Source organism: Brevibacterium sp. FME37 (genome assembly GCF_014897485.1).
Lineage (GTDB): Bacteria > Actinomycetota > Actinomycetes > Actinomycetales > Brevibacteriaceae > Brevibacterium.
In genome coordinates this window covers 162,274-179,124 of sequence record NZ_JABUYE010000008.1, presented here as the reverse complement: position 1 = coordinate 179,124, position 16,851 = coordinate 162,274, and the positions used below count along the sequence as shown (strand labels likewise).

The 16,851-nt window shown below is 63.1% G+C and carries 19 protein-coding genes; 12 read left to right on the top strand and 7 right to left on the bottom strand.

The window, feature by feature from the left end; all coding sequences use genetic code 11:
* Nucleotides 1–13: 13 nt before the first annotated feature.
* On the bottom strand, nt 14–994 hold the full coding sequence (locus tag INT29_RS11550) for a universal stress protein (protein ID WP_193071701.1): 981 nt from the start codon (nt 992–994) through the stop codon (nt 14–16).
* Between the two features lie 160 nt (nt 995–1,154).
* Here INT29_RS11550 and INT29_RS11545 point away from each other — a divergent pair, with 160 nt between their 5' ends.
* From INT29_RS11545 to purM, 3 genes are read left to right on the top strand one after another with little or no spacing between them, the layout of a single operon-like run.
* The gene (locus tag INT29_RS11545; protein WP_193071700.1) at nt 1,155–1,613 is read left to right on the top strand and encodes a hypothetical protein; all 459 of its coding nucleotides are present in this window, start codon (nt 1,155–1,157) and stop codon (nt 1,611–1,613) included.
* 44 nt (nt 1,614–1,657) lie between these two features.
* The gene (gene purF / locus INT29_RS11540) at nt 1,658–3,139 is read left to right on the top strand and encodes an amidophosphoribosyltransferase (RefSeq protein WP_101571781.1); all 1,482 of its coding nucleotides are present in this window, start codon (nt 1,658–1,660) and stop codon (nt 3,137–3,139) included.
* A gap of 1 nt (nt 3,140) precedes the next feature.
* Nucleotides 3,141–4,235, top strand: a complete 1,095-nt coding sequence (gene purM / locus INT29_RS11535; RefSeq protein ID WP_193071699.1) for a phosphoribosylformylglycinamidine cyclo-ligase — start codon at nt 3,141–3,143, stop codon at nt 4,233–4,235.
* Nucleotides 4,236–4,459: 224 nt separating this feature from the next.
* Here purM and INT29_RS11530 read toward each other — a convergent pair whose 3' ends face one another.
* On the bottom strand, nt 4,460–4,687 hold the full coding sequence (locus INT29_RS11530; protein WP_009881540.1) for a DUF3073 domain-containing protein: 228 nt from the start codon (nt 4,685–4,687) through the stop codon (nt 4,460–4,462).
* 128 nt (nt 4,688–4,815) lie between these two features.
* On the opposite strand from INT29_RS11530, the gene INT29_RS11525 reads away from it, so the two are divergent.
* The 3 genes from INT29_RS11525 to INT29_RS11515 all read left to right on the top strand — a co-directional run bounded on the left by INT29_RS11525 (nt 4,816) and on the right by INT29_RS11515 (nt 7,110).
* Entirely contained in the window at nt 4,816–5,631 is an 816-nt protein-coding gene (locus INT29_RS11525; RefSeq protein ID WP_101571785.1) for a hypothetical protein, read from the top strand.
* Between the two features lie 73 nt (nt 5,632–5,704).
* Nucleotides 5,705–6,250, top strand: a complete 546-nt coding sequence (locus tag INT29_RS11520) for a hypothetical protein (protein ID WP_193071698.1) — start codon at nt 5,705–5,707, stop codon at nt 6,248–6,250.
* Complete coding sequence (locus INT29_RS11515) at nt 6,247–7,110, top strand: hypothetical protein (protein ID WP_101571789.1); 864 nt, start codon at nt 6,247–6,249, stop codon at nt 7,108–7,110. The genes INT29_RS11520 and INT29_RS11515 overlap by 4 nt, the downstream gene beginning before the upstream one ends.
* Before the next feature lie 18 nt (nt 7,111–7,128).
* Here the strand turns inward: INT29_RS11515 and INT29_RS11510 are convergent, their stop codons facing one another.
* On the bottom strand, nt 7,129–8,016 hold the full coding sequence (locus INT29_RS11510; protein WP_193071697.1) for a LysR family transcriptional regulator: 888 nt from the start codon (nt 8,014–8,016) through the stop codon (nt 7,129–7,131).
* Nucleotides 8,017–8,107: 91 nt separating this feature from the next.
* Between INT29_RS11510 and INT29_RS11505 the strand changes: the two genes are divergently transcribed.
* Entirely contained in the window at nt 8,108–9,052 is a 945-nt protein-coding gene (locus INT29_RS11505) for an EamA family transporter (RefSeq protein WP_193071696.1), read from the top strand.
* Nucleotides 9,053–9,090: 38 nt separating this feature from the next.
* On the opposite strand, the gene INT29_RS11500 is transcribed toward INT29_RS11505, so the two are convergent.
* Both INT29_RS11500 and INT29_RS11495 read right to left on the bottom strand, forming a co-directional pair.
* Complete coding sequence (locus tag INT29_RS11500; RefSeq protein WP_319020888.1) at nt 9,091–9,990, bottom strand: AraC family transcriptional regulator; 900 nt, start codon at nt 9,988–9,990, stop codon at nt 9,091–9,093.
* 95 nt (nt 9,991–10,085) lie between these two features.
* A complete protein-coding gene (locus INT29_RS11495) occupies nt 10,086–10,661 on the bottom strand; it encodes a TetR/AcrR family transcriptional regulator (protein WP_193071695.1) in 576 nt (191 codons plus the stop codon).
* 73 nt (nt 10,662–10,734) lie between these two features.
* Between INT29_RS11495 and INT29_RS11490 the strand changes: the two genes are divergently transcribed.
* The 4 genes from INT29_RS11490 (at nt 10,735) to INT29_RS11480 (ending at nt 14,232) form a co-directional block, all read left to right on the top strand.
* Entirely contained in the window at nt 10,735–11,493 is a 759-nt protein-coding gene (locus INT29_RS11490; RefSeq protein WP_193071694.1) for a metallophosphoesterase, read from the top strand.
* Between the two features lie 224 nt (nt 11,494–11,717).
* Nucleotides 11,718–11,846: a hypothetical protein gene (locus INT29_RS20425; RefSeq protein ID WP_264298415.1), complete on the top strand. Its 129-nt coding sequence runs from the start codon at nt 11,718–11,720 to the stop codon at nt 11,844–11,846.
* Between the two features lie 151 nt (nt 11,847–11,997).
* Entirely contained in the window at nt 11,998–13,185 is a 1,188-nt protein-coding gene (locus tag INT29_RS11485; RefSeq protein WP_193071693.1) for a PLP-dependent aminotransferase family protein, read from the top strand.
* 81 nt (nt 13,186–13,266) lie between these two features.
* Complete coding sequence (locus tag INT29_RS11480) at nt 13,267–14,232, top strand: DMT family transporter (protein ID WP_193071692.1); 966 nt, start codon at nt 13,267–13,269, stop codon at nt 14,230–14,232.
* Here the strand turns inward: INT29_RS11480 and INT29_RS11475 are convergent.
* Nucleotides 14,204–15,682 (bottom strand): phytoene desaturase family protein, encoded by a 1,479-nt coding sequence (locus INT29_RS11475; RefSeq protein ID WP_193071691.1) that lies wholly within the window; start codon nt 15,680–15,682, stop codon nt 14,204–14,206. The two genes, INT29_RS11480 and INT29_RS11475, sit on opposite strands and share 29 nt — an antisense overlap.
* A gap of 194 nt (nt 15,683–15,876) precedes the next feature.
* Between INT29_RS11475 and INT29_RS11470 the strand changes: the two genes are divergently transcribed.
* A complete protein-coding gene (locus INT29_RS11470; protein WP_101571805.1) occupies nt 15,877–16,128 on the top strand; it encodes a hypothetical protein in 252 nt (83 codons plus the stop codon).
* 38 nt (nt 16,129–16,166) lie between these two features.
* On the opposite strand, the gene INT29_RS11465 is transcribed toward INT29_RS11470, so the two are convergent.
* On the bottom strand, nt 16,167–16,847 hold the full coding sequence (locus tag INT29_RS11465) for a uridine kinase (protein ID WP_193071690.1): 681 nt from the start codon (nt 16,845–16,847) through the stop codon (nt 16,167–16,169).
* Between the last annotated feature and the right edge of the window lie 4 nt (nt 16,848–16,851).

The following is a 16,851-nucleotide window of genomic DNA, read 5'->3' as shown; positions in this document are numbered from 1 at the left end:
CAGTGCGCCAACCTCAGCGCTTCTTCGCTGCCTTTCGGCGGAGTACACGCACCACTCGGATGGGGCACACCGCGTGGGAGAGCACGGCTTGGGACGTCGAACCGAGGATCGTCGACACGAAACCACCGCGACCACGCGAACCCATGATGATGAGTTCGGCGGTGTAGGTGGCACTGATGAGCACCTCGGTGGCGGGGGCATCGAAGATCGACCAGCGAACCTCGATTTCGGGGAACTCCTCCCGCAGCGACTCGACCGCATCTTCCCGCGAGGTCACGGCTTCGTCGTACATCTTCTCCAGGTGCGTTTCGCTGGGCATCCACTCCGGGGAGAGCACGTGAGCGGCGGTGATGCCGACCAGGTGCAGGGGCAGACCATAGATCCGCGCCTGCTGCGCAGCCTCACGCAGGACCGGACCATCGGTCTCGAACGGATCGATCGCGGCGACGACTTCACCGGTGAAATCGGGACGGCGGTCTCTGGACTCGGTGGTGGCCGTCCGTGCGGCGGAGGAGCGCACGGGCAGGTCGATGGGCAGGGGCCTCTCGGGCAGCGGGCGCTCCGGCCAGGTGCTGGGGATGACCACAGTGGGGCAGAGTGCGTGCGCGGGCATCGCCAACGCCACCGACCCGAGCAGGCGGCCGGCGAAACCTCCGCGACCGCGGGCGCCGATGACGGCGAGATCGGCGTTCTTCGAGTTCTCGACCAGCGCACCCGAGGCATCCCCGGGGAAGACCACTGTCGACACCGGCACCGAGGCGTCGGTGACGGTTCGTGCGTTGTCGTCGACGAGCTGCTGCACCGACCTTTTGATCGTGATGTCGAAATCGGCCGGGTAGACGATGTCCGCTTGGCTCATATTCACGCCGGGGACGGTGTAAGCCGCCACGAGTCGAATCTCCGAAGCGGTCAGCTGCGCATGTTTGATCGCCCACTGCAGCGCGCATTGACTGTTGGCTGAGCCGTCGACTCCGACGATGATCGTATGAGACATGTCCACCCCTATGTGAAAACCACTGCTGTGTCTGTCTCCACCTTATGGGATGGGTCGCACAACTGCCTGGGAGTCAGTGGAAGAGTTCTCGACTAGACTGTCCGCGACTTGAAATGCGGGTGCCACTGACCCGCCACCGACACTCTTGCCCGAGGAGACCATGAAGGATCAGATCGACGTCGCCGTTCGTCGCAGCCCCAAGTACTCAGTATTCATGGGACTCGGCGCGATTCTCGGCGCTCTCGTCGCGGGCGTGCTCACCCTCTTCGTCGATCCCACAGCGATGCCCGCCGGCTACACCGTGGGCAAGGGGGCAGGGCTTCTGCTTCTCATCCTTGCCGTCGGCGGCTTGTTCCTCGGTGGACTTCTGGCCGTGATCCTCGACTGGATGGGTCGGAGGAAGGCCCGCAAGTACCGCGTCGGTGCAGAGATCGACGTCGTCGACGATCCGAAGGAGATCGCGCGTCGGCGTATTGCCGAAGCCAACGGAGAAGATCCCGATGCGGGCTCGCACACACTATCTGAGCCCGTCGCCGAGGCGGATGCCAGTGCCGATGACGAGCCCTGCAGCGGGTCGTCCGACGGGCCCCGCAACGGGTCTTCGAGTACCGGAGTCTGAACTCCCTGTGAAGTGGGGCCCGTCGATGTGAGACAATCTTTCACGTGGCAAGAGGAGACGGGCAACTAACGCACGAAATTGACCCCCTGGACCGCGGACCTCAGGATGCTTGTGGAGTATTCGGAGTCTGGGCGCCAGGCGAGGAAATCGCCAAACTCACCTACTTCGGGCTATACGCTCTGCAGCACCGTGGGCAGGAGTCCGCAGGCATCGCTGCCAGCAATGGCAAACAGATCCTGATCTACCGCGACATGGGCCTGGTCTCACAGGTCTTCCATGAACGCGATCTTGAACTTCTGCAAGGCCACATCGCACTCGGACATACGCGCTATTCGACGACGGGTTCCCCCTCGTTCGAGAACGCACAGCCCACGCTCGGGCCCACCCCGTTCGGCACCATCGCCTTGGCGCACAACGGCAACCTGACGAACTTCGATGAGCTCGAGGCCCTGGCCGATGGCCGTCGCGACGACGCGAACAAGGTCGTCAAGGACGCCACGAAGAAGGTCAGCCGGACTCGCCCCTTCCGCGACTCCTCCAATGACACCTCCCTGGTCACAGAACTCTTCGCCACCGAAGAGGGCGAGAACCTCACCGAGGCTGCGCTCAACCTCCTGCCCAAGGTCGAAGGCGCGTTCTCTTTGGCCTTTATGGACGAGAACACCCTCTACGCGGCACGTGATCGCCACGGAGTCAGGCCCCTGTCGTTGGGACGCATGGAGAACGGCTGGGTCGTGGCCTCCGAGACTTCGGCTCTCGACATCGTCGGCGCCTCCTTCGTGCGTGATGTCGAACCGGGCGAACTCATTGCCATCGACGAAGACGGACTGCGTTCCTTCCGGTTCGCCGAACAGGACCAGGCCCGCTGCGTTTTCGAGTACGTCTATCTGGCCCGTCCCGACAGCGTACTCAACGGCAAGACCGTGCATTCGGCCAGGACTCAGATGGGCCGCCAGCTGGCCGACGAGTTCCCCGTCGATGCCGATCTCGTCATCGCCACGCCGGAATCAGGGACACCAGCGGCCGTCGGCTATGCCGAACAGTCAGGCATCCCCTTCGGCCAGGGGCTGATGAAGAACGCCTATGTCGGGCGCACATTCATCCAGCCCTCGGACACGCTGCGACAGCGCGGCATCCGCCTCAAACTCAATCCGCTGCGTGAGAACATCGAGGGCAAACGCCTCGTCGTCGTCGACGATTCGATCGTGCGCGGCAACACCCAGCGTGCCCTTGTCCGGATGCTCCGTGAAGCCGGAGCGAAGGAGATCCATGTGCGCATCTCCTCACCACCGGTCAAGTGGCCCTGCTTCTACGGCATCGACTTCGCAACCCGGGCCGAACTCATCGCCAACGGTCTGAACATGGACGAGATCCGTGACAACCTCGGCGCCGATTCCCTGGGATACATCTCTCTCGATGGGATGGTCGAAGCCACCCAGCAGAAGCGCAGCCAACTGTGCACCGCCTGCTTCTCGGGCGAGTACCCGATTCCTGTCAACAACACCCCCGCAGAAAAAGGATGTTGAGTTGAGCACCGATCCAGCAAAGTCCACCACCTATGCCGCTGCCGGCGTCGATGTCGAGGCCGGTGACCGCGCCGTCGAACTGATGAAGTCCGCGGTTGCAGCGACTCACAATGCGAATGTCGTCGGAGAGGTGGGCGGTTTCGCCGGACTCTTCGACGTCTCTGTACTCAAGAACTTCGAGCGCCCGTTGTTGGCCTCGTCGACCGATGGTGTGGGTACGAAGGTCGCGATCGCGCAGGCTCTCGATAAGCACGACACCATCGGATACGACCTGGTGGGCATGGTCGTCGATGACATCATCGTGTGCGGTGCCAAGCCTCTGTTCATGACCGACTACATCGCCTGCGGCAAGGTCGTGGCCGAACGCATCGCCGACATCGTCCGCGGCATCGCCGAGGCATGTGCTGGCGCCGATGTTGCACTGGTCGGCGGAGAGACCGCTGAGCACCCGGGCCTGCTCGGAGTTGACGACTACGATGTCGCCGGTGCCGCCACCGGTGTCGTTGAGTCATCCAAACTGCTGGGACCTGAGAAGGTCACCGCCGGGGATGTGCTCATCGGGTTGCCGTCGTCCGGCATCCATTCCAACGGCTACTCCCTGGTCAGGCACATCATCGCCGAGGCGGGCTGGAGCCTGGATCGCAACGTGCCGGAATTCGGCCGCACCCTGGGCGAGGAGCTCCTCGTTCCCACACACGTCTACACCGGTGAACTCAACGCCTTGTTCTCGGCTCTGCCCGACGCTGTGCATGCGGTCTCGCATGTCACCGGCGGGGGACTGTCTGCGAACGTGGCCCGCGTGCTGCCCAAGGGCCTCGTGGCCAAGATGTCGCGTGCCTCCTGGGAGATCCCTCCGGTCTTCTCGACTCTCGGCGATCTTGGCGGAGTGCCGCAGGATGACCGGGAGCGGACCTGGAACCTCGGCGTCGGAATGGTCCTCGTGACCTCCGCAGACTCCGTCGACAGCGTGCTCGCCGCCAGCCCCGGCTCATGGATGCTCGGCGAGGTCAGCGTCGACGACGGTTCACTGGCCTCGGAACTCGACTACGTCCAGGGCGCCAAAGGCGTCGACGGCGGAGCCGCAATCCTCCGCTGAGAGTAGGCGGTCTTACCTGCGGGTGGGCAGGGCCATCTGAGGGTGCGGCAGCACGCTGGAGCCACGGATATGAGATGCCACTGCCTGTAGGGCGACCACCTGCCTTGAGTCAACGCTCCTGCCATCAGACAACGCAGAAGGCGGAGGCCGTAGCCTCCGCCTTCTCACTTGCGCGAATCCGATGCTCTGTGTATCTGAGCGTCGGTCACATCAGTGCTGATCGGTCAAGATTCGCGCTGTGTATAGTCGTCTTCTTCGTCGTCATCGTCGACGTTGTACTTGTCGGCGTAATCCGAATAGTCCGGCTCGTTGTCGTACGGATCTGACGAACCGGACGCCTGCGACTCGGAACCCAGTTCCTGCTGGAGTCTATTCAGGTCGGTGTCCGGGCTGTAATATTTCAGCTTCCGGGCAACCTTGATCTGTTTTGCCTTTGCGCGGCCGCGACCCACTGGCGTGACCCCCTCCGTCGTCATTTGGGGCGAAGCGCCCCGGACTAGATCTCTGCTATGCGCTTAAATCCTACCTGTTCGCAGTGGGAAGTTCCATTTTGCGGCCCGACCTTGGATAGGGTGAACCCATGTCCTACAGTCGCGATTATGTTGTCACTCTGCGGATCTTCGAGCCCACCGTGGTTCATTCCGCATTGCAAGACGAGCAGGTAGAAGACAACCGTGCTCGGGTCGAGGAGCAGGTCTCCGATGATGCCGATCAGCGCTTGATCTCACTGCCGCCGAGCCCTGTGGCCGAATCGTTTCGCAATACCCCGATCTTCCTTCCTGCGTCTCAGACTTCGGACGGAGTCGATCGTTACTGCCCCGCTCAAGAGGACATTCGCGGGTGGGAAGCACTTGAAGCGCTGAGCGAACACACCTCGAAGGCGACGCTGGACATCATCGCTCCGAAGTCGGCGCGCAGGCGTGCGGCCAGCCGTCGAGCCGAGTGGCTCCAGGACGCAAAGGACACTCGGGTCTTCACACGAGTCTCGGCCTGGGACGTGCCACCGTCATGGTGGCTGTTCTTCTCCCTCAGCGAAGACCAGATCATTACGAACGAAACCGATGCCGGGCTGAGAATCCTCATCCGTACGGACATTCTGGCCGCCTCGGCGAGGATGGAGTGGGCGGCGGAGACCGTGGCCGACAAGTCTAAGGTCGTCGACATGGTTGAGCAGACATCGATTCTGGCTCAGTGGGTCGACGGCTTCGATATGAACTCCGTGCTCGAACTCGACCTGGGCGGTATGAGCGATGTGCTCTGGCCCAACGAGGCACCGGAACTCGTCGATTCGTGGGTGACCGCGCTGAGCAACGACGACCCTGAAACTGCGGTCGCATCCTTCCAGAAGTATGCGGCGATGTGGGAGCAGCTCAATCTCTACGCTCGCAGTTCCTGAGTCCTCCGACTACCCGGTGGCGGTTACGATAGTCTGCGTAACCGCGGCGTCGAGAGAGTGAACCACACAGCGCATGGATGAGAAGAAGCACCGACTTCTGACGAGCAGGAAGCCGCATTCGGAACCTGCCGACGAGTCCCTGTCTGCCGACGAGTCACTGACCGCCACCAAGCCGAAGCCGATGACGACCTGGTCGATCGTGTGGCGCCTCGGCGCGACTGCTGTGGCCCTCATCATCCTCACCTGCGGGCAGTTCCTCAACACCAACGACTTCTTCCCGCTCGGGTCACTGACTCAGTACGCGACAGCCAAAGATCTCAACGGCACGGTGAACTCGACCTGCATCGAAGCGCAGTTCCCCGGCGAGGACGAACCGCGCCGGCTCGGTTTCAACCCGGCGACTGTGGGCATCGAACGCGGCGACATCGAGTCTCAGCTCGACCGGGTCATCACCCACCCCGAGCTCCTGCAGACCCTGGCAGATTCCTTTGAACGCCTCCATCCGGACGAGCCGAAGCCGGAGAAGATGATCCTCTGCCGCAGCGTGACCCAGTTGGAGAACGGCCGCAGCGTCGGCGAACCCGAACACAAGATCCTGGCGACTTGGGAGGTGCAGTGAACAAGCCCACCACAGCCGAGGCGAAGGCCGGAAACCCAGTCATCGCCTGGTTCACGCCGCAGCTCCCTCTGGCCCGGGTCGCGGTCTTCCGCGTCTTCATCTACCTCTTCGTCATCATCGATGTCCTGACCATCTCCGCCGATGTCATCCCACACGGGTGGACTCCCGACCTCTACCAGCCGCTGTGGCTGGCCAGGTTCCTCCACATCCCACCGGTCAGCGTCGTCGGCGCACAGATCCTGCTCGCCGCGATCATCGTCTTCTCGCTGCTGGCGGCCGCCGGAATTCTGCAGCGCCTGAGTGGGTGGATCGTCGCGCTGACCTTCGGGTTGTGGATGTTCTACACCCAGGGTTATGGCTACGTCGCCCACGATCACATGGCCCTCGTCATCGCTGTGGTGGTTTTGCCGACGGTCGGAGTCGCGCGATTCCGGGACGTGGGAACCACCTCGGCGAAGGCAGGGTGGGCACTGCGGGTCGTGCAGATCGCTGTCGTCCTCACCTACTTCTACTCGGTGGTTATGAAGTGGATCGCCTCGGGCAACATCACTCACTGGGCCAACGGTGCCGTCATCATCTGGGCACTCATGCGCCGCGGTGCCGAATGGTCGAAGCCGTTCCTCGAAATGCCGGGCCTGCTCATCGCCGGTCAGTGGGCGACGTTAGTCTTCGAGTTCCTGTCGCCGATCGTGCTGTTCTTCAAGGGCAAATGGCTCTACGGTGCCGTCATCTTCTTCATGCTCTTCCACCTCATGACCTACATCGCCCTGGGCATCCACTTCCTGCCGACGGTCATCTGCTGGGCGGCATTCCTGCCCTTGGAGAAGCTGGTGCCGAAACGGTTCGCCGCCCGGCGTTAGCCGATTCGCGCCGGAGTGTCAGGCGATGTGCCGCAAGGCGTCGAGCACCCGTTTGAGGGCTGCGCGTTCGGCGGTGTCGGGGCGCATGACCGCGACAACCCAGCGCGTGGTCGTGACTCCGGTCAGAGGCACGAGAGTGAGACCTGCGTTCTGCGGAGTCGTGAGTCGCGGCAGCAGCGCAAGGTGATCGCTGGAGGCGACGATCGCTTCAATGAGACGGTTGTCCCTGATGCGTTGAGTGACTTCGAGTGCCCGTCCGGTCACGTGCTCGATCGACGACATGATCGTGGCGAACGGGTATCCTTCTGGCACGCCGATCCACCGGGCATCGACGAGATCGTCTGGAGCCAGTTTGCTGCGCCTGGCCAGCGGGTGGGAGTCGGACATCGCCACATCGATGCGTTCCCGAGCCAAGGATTCGACCGTGAGCCCTTCTGTATTGGAGGGGCGTCGGGAAATCAGGCTGTGGGCGACGACGATGTCGAACTCCGAAGTCAGACCCGCGAATTCGTGTTCAGCGAGGTCCACATCGGTGGTGGTCACGACGATGCTCGGGTTGGTTTCACGCAGACGCTGCAGTGTGGTTGGAATGAGATAGGTGAGTGCGCTCGGCAGTCCCGCGATCTTCACTTCGCCGGCGGCCTCGCCGAGGTAGTCCTCCCAGTCCGCCTGCACACGGGCGATCGCAGAGGCCACGTCCTTGCCTCCCGAGGCGAGAAGTCTCCCGGCCCTCGTCAGCTTCAGTCCGCGACCCTCGGGTTCGACGACCTCGTGCCCCAGTTCTCGTGCTGCCTGTTTGAGCTGCTGAGAGACCGCCGATGGTGTGCGGTACGTGGCTCCGGCTACGGCGGTCACGCTGCCGAGTTCGGCGAGGCGCCGCAGCAGCTCAAGGTGTCTGGGGTCCATGTCCCAATGCTACAAGTGTTAAGTCAGGCTACAAATACATTGAAGAACATGTCGATTGTGTTAATTGTGGTGCTGACTCGAGAATGGAGTCATGTCCTTCAAGCACTGCCTTCTCGCCGCCACGGTGGCTGTGATGTGGGGATTGAACTTTCTGGCGATCGATTTCTCGCTCGAGCAGTTCCCTCCCTTCTTCCTCGTTGCTCTGCGTTTCGCTGTACTTGCGCTTCCGGCACTGTTCTTCGTCCCGAGACCCGATGTGAAGTTCCGCTGGATCGTGGGTTATGGAATGGGTTTCGGGCTCCTGCAGTTCCTGTTCCTCTACTGGGCGATGGCAGCAGGAATGCCTGCAGGACTGGCCTCACTCGTCCTTCAGGCCTCGGGGCCATTCACGGTGCTGTTGGGGATGACGTTCCTGCGGGAGAAGGTGCGCGGTTCGCAGATGGTGTTTCTACTCGTCGCGATGGCCGGTCTTGGAGTCGTCGGGTGGCAGAGATTCGACTCGAATGCGAGCTTCCTGCCATTCCTGCTCACCGTCGCAGGTGCCTTTGGTTGGGCGATCGGCAATATCTGCAATCGTCAGGCCCATTCCGTTGAGCCGGTGAAGTTCACAATGTGGATGTCGGTGATCCCACCGGTGCCTATGCTGCTTCTCGCTCTGGTGGTCGAAGGTCCGGCCAGAATCGGAGAGTCGTTGACGACGCTCATGACCCCCACTGGTTGGCTGGGTCTGGCAGGACTTGCGTACACGGTCGTCATCGCTACGATCCTTGGGTCCGGAATCTGGTCGTGGCTGATGTCGCGCAATCCTGCCGGAGTCGTCGCCCCGTTCTCGATGCTCGTGCCAATCGTCGGCATGAGCACCGCCTGGTTCGTCCTCGGCGAGACGGTGTCCTTGGGTGAGCTGTGCGGAGCGGTCCTCGTCATCATCGGTGTCCTCGGCGCAGGGATGCGAGCGGCGAAGGGGCACAAGATACTCGCCGAGGCGGTGTCCACCGGCATGGACTCCGTTGTCGACGTCCCAGCTGGGACGCGGTGAGCGCCCGGGTGCACCCGCGAGGGCACCCGGGCATATCGTCATCCGCGTTCGACCGGCATCCACAGTTCGGTCGTGGCGGTGCTGAAATCTTCCGACCGTTCGGCAATCGCCACGATGGACGGCCCCGGCCGAAGCTGCCACGGATTTGAGGGGAACCACTCACTTGCCGTCGCCGCCCAGGTCGTCTGAAGGGCTTCGGGGTAGGGCCCTGAGGCCGTGAAGACCGCCCAGGTGCCTGCCTCGAGGGCGATGACATCGAGGTCCTTCGGCGCCGAGGCGTCTGACCCGACTGCGACTCCGTGCAGGTAGGTGAGCTCGGTGCCCTCGCGGTGGTCCGGGTCGACATGGGCCGTGACCTGAAGGAGCCCACGGGGTTCCATCTCGCTGAGGGCCTTGAGCCGAACGTGCTCGTCATCAGGCAGTGACGAGATGTGTTCGCGGATGTGCGGATTCTCGCCCTCATAGATGAGAGGCACGCGCGCGGCATGGCCGATGAGTGAGAATGCTGGTTGTTCGGTGATTCGAGTGTCCATGGAGGATGTCCCTTCGATCGTCAGGCGGAACCTGATGGTTGGTTGACTGCGAAGGGGTCCACCGCTGCGCCGCACCTCTGCAGGGCTCGTGCCGTGGACCGAACGGAATGCTCGTCCGAATGCTTCCGCCGAACCGTATCCGAAACGGACGGCGATGCCCAGCAGTTCTCGCCCGGCGACGACCTCAGCAGCGGCCACAGTCATGCGCCGTCTGCGAACGTATTCCGACAGCGGCATTCCCGACAGGGACGAGAACATGCGCCGGAGGTGATATTCGGTGGTGCCGATCTGCGCCGTCAACGTCTCGAGGTCGAGGCCCGGATCGAGCGCAGCGTCAGCAGTTCCGTCGCCTCTGTTCAGATCCGATTCGATGAGGTCGATGAGCGTATTGAGTTCAGCGATCACGATGTCTCCCTTCGCTCATCAATACTTCCAATCCCCGAGCCTGCTCCGCCCGATAGTTCCGGTCCGATACTGTCGTGTTTCGGCTCCATCTCTCGTTATGTGCTCGACTTCTGTTCTAAGAGCTCGAGCATTCCGTTGGTGGCGTCGGACATGGGCTGGGGGTCGCCGAGTGCACGAGAGATGACGTAGCCGCCCTGAACGGTCGCGATCGCGGCTGTTGCCCGCTGTTGGGCCTTCGTTCGGTCCATCCCGTCTTCGGCAAACACATCGGTGACGATGGCGATGAGCTCCACGAAGTAGTCGGCGATCAGGTTCTGCAGTTCGGAGTCCGACATGACGGCGGCATCAGCAGTGAGCCGGCCGACTCGGCACCCGGCCACTGCATCTCGGGGATGGGACAGGTACTCGCGGATACGTTGCGGCGGAGTTGAGGAGGCGAGCAGTGCCGAGCGTGCCGACTCCAGCATTTCTTCGACGGTGCGAGTGACCGCTGCCAGGGAGAGGTCCCGCTTCGTCGGAAAATGGTGATAGAGACTGCCCTGCCCCACGCCGCTGCGCTCCAGGACCTGGCGCGGTGTCGTCGCGGCTACACCGTGCTTCCAGTGCAGATCTTGGGCGGCCTTCACCAAGCGTTCCCGGCTCAGGGTGCCGGTGGTATGTTTCGTGGTCATTGTGCCACTATACAAGCGTGCATACCTATAGGTATGGTCAGCTGTACAGTCATCTTGACAGACGGGACCGACCATGACTCGAATTGCTCATCTCAGCGACACTCACTTTGACGGCGGACCAGCTCGAGCCAAGCGCCTGCGCAGAGTCCTCGACGCGGTCCACGACCTCGCCGATATCGATGCCATCGTCGTGACCGGCGACATCGCCGACCACGGGGAAGTCGCGGAATACCAGCAGTTCTCTGAGCTGATGGAAACCGAGCTTCCAACGCTTGTCGTTCCCGGAAATCACGACAGACGTCAGGACATGGCGCATTTCATGACGCCGGCGCGGCAGGAGCGGTTCGACTCGGTGCAGACAGTCGGCGATGTGACCATCATCGGCCTCGACAGCCTCATCGAAGGCGAAGACGCGGGATATCTCAACGCGGTGACCGTGGAGTTTGCGAACGAGGCAACCGCCGCCAGTCCCGGGCCTGTCGTGCTGGCGCTCCACCACCCACCCGTCGCGATCGGACACTCGGTCATGGATGGCCTTGGGCTCCGCAACGCCGACGATCTCAGGGATCTCATTGAGGCGAATGACTCGGTCATCGGGATGTTCACAGGGCACGTGCACTGTGCCGTAGCAACGACCTTCGCCGGCCGGCCCATGCTGGGGGCGCCGGGAATCGTATCGACCATGCACCTGGTGGAACAGCCGGACCAGATCGCCGATGACAGCGCACTGCCGGGGCTGGCTGTTCACACCATTGATCCGAGCCAGCGCATCACCACCCGTTTTCACACACTGAGCCCAGAGGAGGACCCGGCGCATAAGGTGGGACTATGACCAGCGTCGAAGACAGCTTCGGGTCTGAGTGCGCGCTTGCCGCCTGTGGATCCGAGAAGACATCCGGCATCCTGGAGATCAACCGGCCCGACGGCTGAGCCGGGCTGTGTCGACGCTATCCACTTGATGTCACTCAGCACCGCTACGACTGGGGCGAAACGACCGGGCGCCGCGGGCGCTGGGTAATCCGTGACTGGTCACAGGTGGCCGAGGAGTTCGACTGTGTGAATGTCAGTCACGCAGGATACCTGTGCATTGCCGGTGCGGCCGTCGACGTCGGCGACGACAACCTGGTCGACGATCCGTCGTCTCTGCCGACGACAGGCAACACCGACGACTGGATGCGAGCCTGACTCGCTTTTCTGATATCGCTGCTGAACCACCACACGGACACCGGTGACCGCGCTCACGATTCGACGCTACGATCACCTCATCACCACTGGTGAACCACACGGATCCGTGAGCGGGGCTGCAGGTTCGCCACCACGTTTCAAGGGAGAAGAAGTGTCTCGCAAGTTCGCCGATCGCATCGACCGAGTACAGCCGTCCGCCATCCGCGAGCTGCTCAAGTACGGCGATGACCCTTCCATCACCTCCTTCGGCGGTGGCTACCCGGATGCCGCGCTCTTTCCCGCCGCCGAACTCCAACGGATCTATACCGAGGTCCTGGCCACGGAGAGTGTGACCGCTCTGCAGTACACCGCCTCGGCGGGATTGCCGAGTCTGCGTGCGCAAATCGCCAAGCGAATGTCGAATGCGGGAGCGGCAACCGATGCCGATGATGTCCTCATCCTCCATGGAGCCCAGCAAGGCCTCGACCTCGTCGCGAAGCTGCTGATCAATCCCGGCGACGTCATCCTCACAGAGAACCCGACCTTCCTCGGCGCCCTCATCGCCTTCAACCCCTGCCAACCTGAGTACGTCGCCGTCGAGATGGACTCCGATGGCATGGACGTCGACGCCCTCGAAGCAACGTTGCGGGAGACAGGCAACGTCAAGTTCATCTACGTCATCCCCGACTTCCAGAACCCGACGGGCGTGAGCCTCAGCCTCGAGCGCCGCAAGCGCATCATCGAATTGGCCAATGAGTTCGATGTGCTCATCCTCGAGGACTCGCCTTACCGCGAGCTGCGCTTCGAAGGCGAACAGCTGCCCACCCCGGCCTCACTCGACACCGAGCACCGAGTCATCCACCTTGGCAGCTTCTCGAAGATCCTTGCTCCAGGCGTGCGCCTGGGGTGGGTGAGCGCGGCACCGGAGATCCTGGACAAGCTCAGCCTGCTCAAACTGGCCGCCGACACCCAGTCGTCGACCCTGAACATGACCGCGGTGACACGGTTCCTCGAGACCGTCGACATCGACGACCACATCTCGGAGATGCGTGAGGTCTACCGCGCCAAACGTGACCTCATGCTCTCGACCATGGCCGAACATTTCCCCGCCGAGGTGGCTGTGACCAGACCCGAAGGTGGACTCTTCACCTGGGTGACCTTCCCCGACGACTTCGACACGACCGCGTTCATGGCCGAACACGCCCTGCCCGAAGCCCGAGTCGCCTACGTGCCCGGGGAATCGTTCTTCCCGACCGAACAGCGCAGCAACTTCGCCCGGTTCAGCTACTCTGGTCAGTCGGATGAGGACATGGTCGACGCCCTGACCCGACTGGGCACGATCCTGCGCGAGCACATCTGATCGTCCTTGCTGCGTCCCTGGGCTGCAGCGACATGTGCCGGAGGTAGTGCCAAATCGCAGCCGCGGGCTTACGGTCAACATATGACCGTCGCCCCCAGGGTCGCTCCAGCGCCGGAGCCGCCAACCGCACTCGCCGCCTCGGCGGTGCTTGCCGGTGCGCTGTGCCTGTCGATCTCGGCGATCCTGGTCAAACTTGCGGGTGTGGACGCGGCGACGACGGCCGTGCTGCGGTGCGCGATCGCCGTCATCGCACTCGTGCCCCTGGCGCTGTTCGAACGCAGGCGCCACAGTGGTCTTTCACGATCTGGCATCCTCTGGGCAATCGCGGCCGGCGTTGCGCTGGGCATCGACTACATTGCGTGGACGGCCTCGATCTACCTCGTGGGTGCCGGCGTCGCCACTGTGCTCGTCAACGTTCAGGTCATCGTGTTGCCCCTGCTTGCCCTGCTGATCGACCGGGAGCGTGTGAGCGTACGCTTCCTCATCTCCCTGCCGCTGATGCTCATCGGCGTCGGCCTGGTCGGTGGGATCGTGTCTCTGGCCGCGGTGGGGGAGAACGCTGTTCTCGGCACCGTTCTCGCGCTTATCGCCGGAATCGGATACGGGGTGTACATGTTCCTCACCCGCCGGGGAACCAGGCGTAAGGCCGAGGGGGCCATTCAGCCCCTGGCCTGGGCGACTGCCTCGGCGGCTTTGACCGCGGCGGTCATCGCCCAGTTCACCGGCGGCATCCACCTCGCGGGGATCGGTCCGAGGTCGTGGATGTATCTCATCGCCTTGGCTCTGCTGGGGCAGGTGGTGGCGTGGCTGTTCATCAACAGGGGAAGTGCCCGGTTGGTGCCGTCGATGACGGCGAGCCTGCTGCTCATCCAACCTGTGCTCGCCCTTGTGCTCGCAGCCCTGATCCTGGGCGAGAAGCTCACTCTGGGGCAGGCGCTTGGTGCGGGCCTCGTCGTCGTGGCGGTGGCCGTGGCCAACGGAGTGTGGCGGATGCGTTCGCACCGGCACCGGCAGGTTATCAGGGAGCCAGGCTCGGGGCCTCGCTGATGCCGAACTGCGTCTTCAACGCTCGCCGAGCCGCGAACCACCCGTTCATTCCGTGGACGCCGGGTGCCGGTGGGGTCGCGGCCGAACACAGGTAGGCGCCGGGGACGCCGAGGCTGTAGTTGTCCCAACTGGTGCGCGGGCGAGCCATCATCCGGTAGAAGGAGACGAGCCCGGTGGCGATGTCGCCGCCGATGTAGTTCTGGTTGTGACCAGCCATCTCTGAAGCCGGGATGGAGTTGTACGTGACGATCGTGTCGCGGAAGCCGGGTGCGAAGCGTTCGATCTGGTTGATGATGTAGTCGGCCGGGTCGAGTGGGCAGTCGAAGGGGACGTGGGCATATGTCCACAGTGGGCGTAGGCCGTCCACCTCACGCGCTGGGTCGAAGACGGTCGGGTCGGAGACCAAACTGACCGGGTGGGCTGGCATGCGCCCGGCGATCACATCCGCCTCGGCTGCGGCCATCTGTGCCCGGGTTCCGCCCACATGGATGGTGCCGGCGCGGTTGATATTAGGGTCGGCCCAGGGCACGGGTCCGTTGAGGACGAAGTCCACCTTGGCTGCGGCGTTGCCCTGCTTGAAGGACCGCAGCGACTTGGCGACCTTGGCCGGGATGAGGCCGGAGAAGATCTGTGCCGCGTTCAAGGCGGAGGTGTCGAGGAGATAGGACCGGGCGGTCGGCATATCGGAGACATGATCGATGCGCGCGTTCGTCGTCACAGACCCGCCGTGGGCTTCGAGGTCGGCAACCATGGCGTTGATGATCGCCTGCGAACCGCCCACAGGCGACGGCCATCCGGCGGCGTGGGCGACGGTCGAGAGCATGGTGGCCGTGGCAGCTGTGCCCATGGCCGGCAGTCCGCCGATCGCGTGCGCGGCGACACCGGTGAACAGGGATTGGGAGGTCTCATGTGAGAGCGGAATGTTCCAGGCCGGGCTGGCCTGGGACAGCAGCCGCAGCCCGAATCTCATCACATTGGCGATGCCGGGAACATCGCGCAGCGTCTCCGGAATGGAGCGTTTGTCACCGAGGGACAACCAGATCGCATCATCGACGCGTTCGAGCAGCGGGGCGAAGAAGCGCCGCCATTCTGGTCCGGCCGCGCCGAGGTGGTCGACCGTTGTATCGAGATCGTGGAATGCCAGCGCGGCGGGCTGATTGTCCAGAGGCTGAGCGTAGGAGACCTCCGGAGTGGTGAACTCGAGGCCCCGGGAGCGCAGGTCGAAGTCGACGAAGAAGGGGCTCGAGATCGCCAAGGGATGCACGGCCGAGCAGATGTCATGGGTGATGCCAGGGGCCAGGCCCAGGTCGAGGGTGCGTGCGCCGCCGCCGATGGTGGACTGGGCTTCATAGACCTCCACAGACAGGCCCGCCCGAGCCATGGTGACCGCGGCGGCCATGCCATTGGGCCCGGATCCGACGACAACCGCATCTACCTGGGGATTGCTCATGGGTTCATTCTAGGGGAGAGGACTGACACGACCAGGGCGAGGACCGGCATGAGCAGGGGCGAGCGGTGGACTTTCTCTTGCATCGAACATCCCAGGTACCCCCATGGCTCGCCAAGCTTTCAGGCGTAGCCTCAAAGTACATCGCGAGTTGCGCAGACGGCGTCGACGGTGATCAGGATCGAAGGTGATCGGCGATGAGCACATTGAACATACGGGAGCGTCGGGGGACGCTGCCGACTCGGCTGGTGAAGACAGCCGGCTTCTTCCTCGCTTTCAGCATGGTGGCATTCGCCGCTGTGAATATTCTGGCGAACATGTTCCAGCACACTTTCGTCATGATCGTCGAAACGGTGATTGTCGGAGTGCCATTCCTCATCGCAGTAGGCTGCGCCGTCGCTGCGATCGTTGCGAAGATCGTCAAGCACAATCAGCATGCCCCTGTGTGAGGCAGATGGTGCGTTGCCTGCCCCTTTCTAGTTCTCGGCTACTGAGTTATCGGTGGCCCTGCTCGTGCGGCAAGGCGGGGGTGTGCCAGATCCTCGTTGTCGAGGACCCATGTCGCCATCTCCCACGGCGAGCATTGTGCGAAATAGAGCCGCTGCCCGCCGACATAGCGATGGTTGGACTCTGCCTCGGGATCAGGATCGTACTGCCCGGAAAAGCGCTCGTTCCCGCGCGGAACAGAGACCGCGAAAGGTACCTGCACCCAAATGCTGGCGTCCCACAACTCACGGAGCTCAGGCCGATGGAGGAAGATGCCATCCACGAGAAGGACGCAATCCTGTGGCAAGTCGAGACTGGAATGTGCACTCTCGATACTGGCATCGGCAACAACATCCCAAACGGCTGTGACAACAGGCAGCCCCTGCTTGAACGCAGTCGCGACTGACCGCTTGAGCGCTGGGTAGTCGTAGGAGTCACGGTAGAACGACTCGGGTCCTCGCCCCCTCGCATACCGGGTCGAACGTGGGTGATGGAAGCCGTCGATGCTCAGCGAAGCAACAGAGCGGAGCCCATCCTGGGCAGCCAGCCGAACAAGCTCCCCGGCGAGAACGGTCTTGCCCGCTCCGTCGACCCCGTCGACGGCGATGAGGCTCCGCCCACCAGAATTGATCTCGCGGATCTGTGCAAGCAGCTGCCGCAGAACCGCACGACGGGTACTCACCTGG

Coding starts and splice junctions, on each gene's coding strand:
- INT29_RS11550 (WP_193071701.1), bottom strand. CDS start 994: ATGTCTCATACGATCATCGTCGGAGTCGACGGCTCAGCCAACAGTCAA.
- INT29_RS11545 (WP_193071700.1), top strand. CDS start 1,155: ATGAAGGATCAGATCGACGTCGCCGTTCGTCGCAGCCCCAAGTACTCA.
- INT29_RS11525 (WP_101571785.1), top strand. CDS start 4,816: ATGTCCTACAGTCGCGATTATGTTGTCACTCTGCGGATCTTCGAGCCC.
- INT29_RS11520 (WP_193071698.1), top strand. CDS start 5,705: ATGGATGAGAAGAAGCACCGACTTCTGACGAGCAGGAAGCCGCATTCG.
- INT29_RS11510 (WP_193071697.1), bottom strand. CDS start 8,016: ATGGACCCCAGACACCTTGAGCTGCTGCGGCGCCTCGCCGAACTCGGC.
- INT29_RS11505 (WP_193071696.1), top strand. CDS start 8,108: ATGTCCTTCAAGCACTGCCTTCTCGCCGCCACGGTGGCTGTGATGTGG.
- INT29_RS11495 (WP_193071695.1), bottom strand. CDS start 10,661: ATGACCACGAAACATACCACCGGCACCCTGAGCCGGGAACGCTTGGTG.
- INT29_RS11490 (WP_193071694.1), top strand. CDS start 10,735: ATGACTCGAATTGCTCATCTCAGCGACACTCACTTTGACGGCGGACCA.
- INT29_RS11480 (WP_193071692.1), top strand. CDS start 13,267: ATGACCGTCGCCCCCAGGGTCGCTCCAGCGCCGGAGCCGCCAACCGCA.
- INT29_RS11475 (WP_193071691.1), bottom strand. CDS start 15,682: ATGAGCAATCCCCAGGTAGATGCGGTTGTCGTCGGATCCGGGCCCAAT.
- INT29_RS11470 (WP_101571805.1), top strand. CDS start 15,877: ATGAGCACATTGAACATACGGGAGCGTCGGGGGACGCTGCCGACTCGG.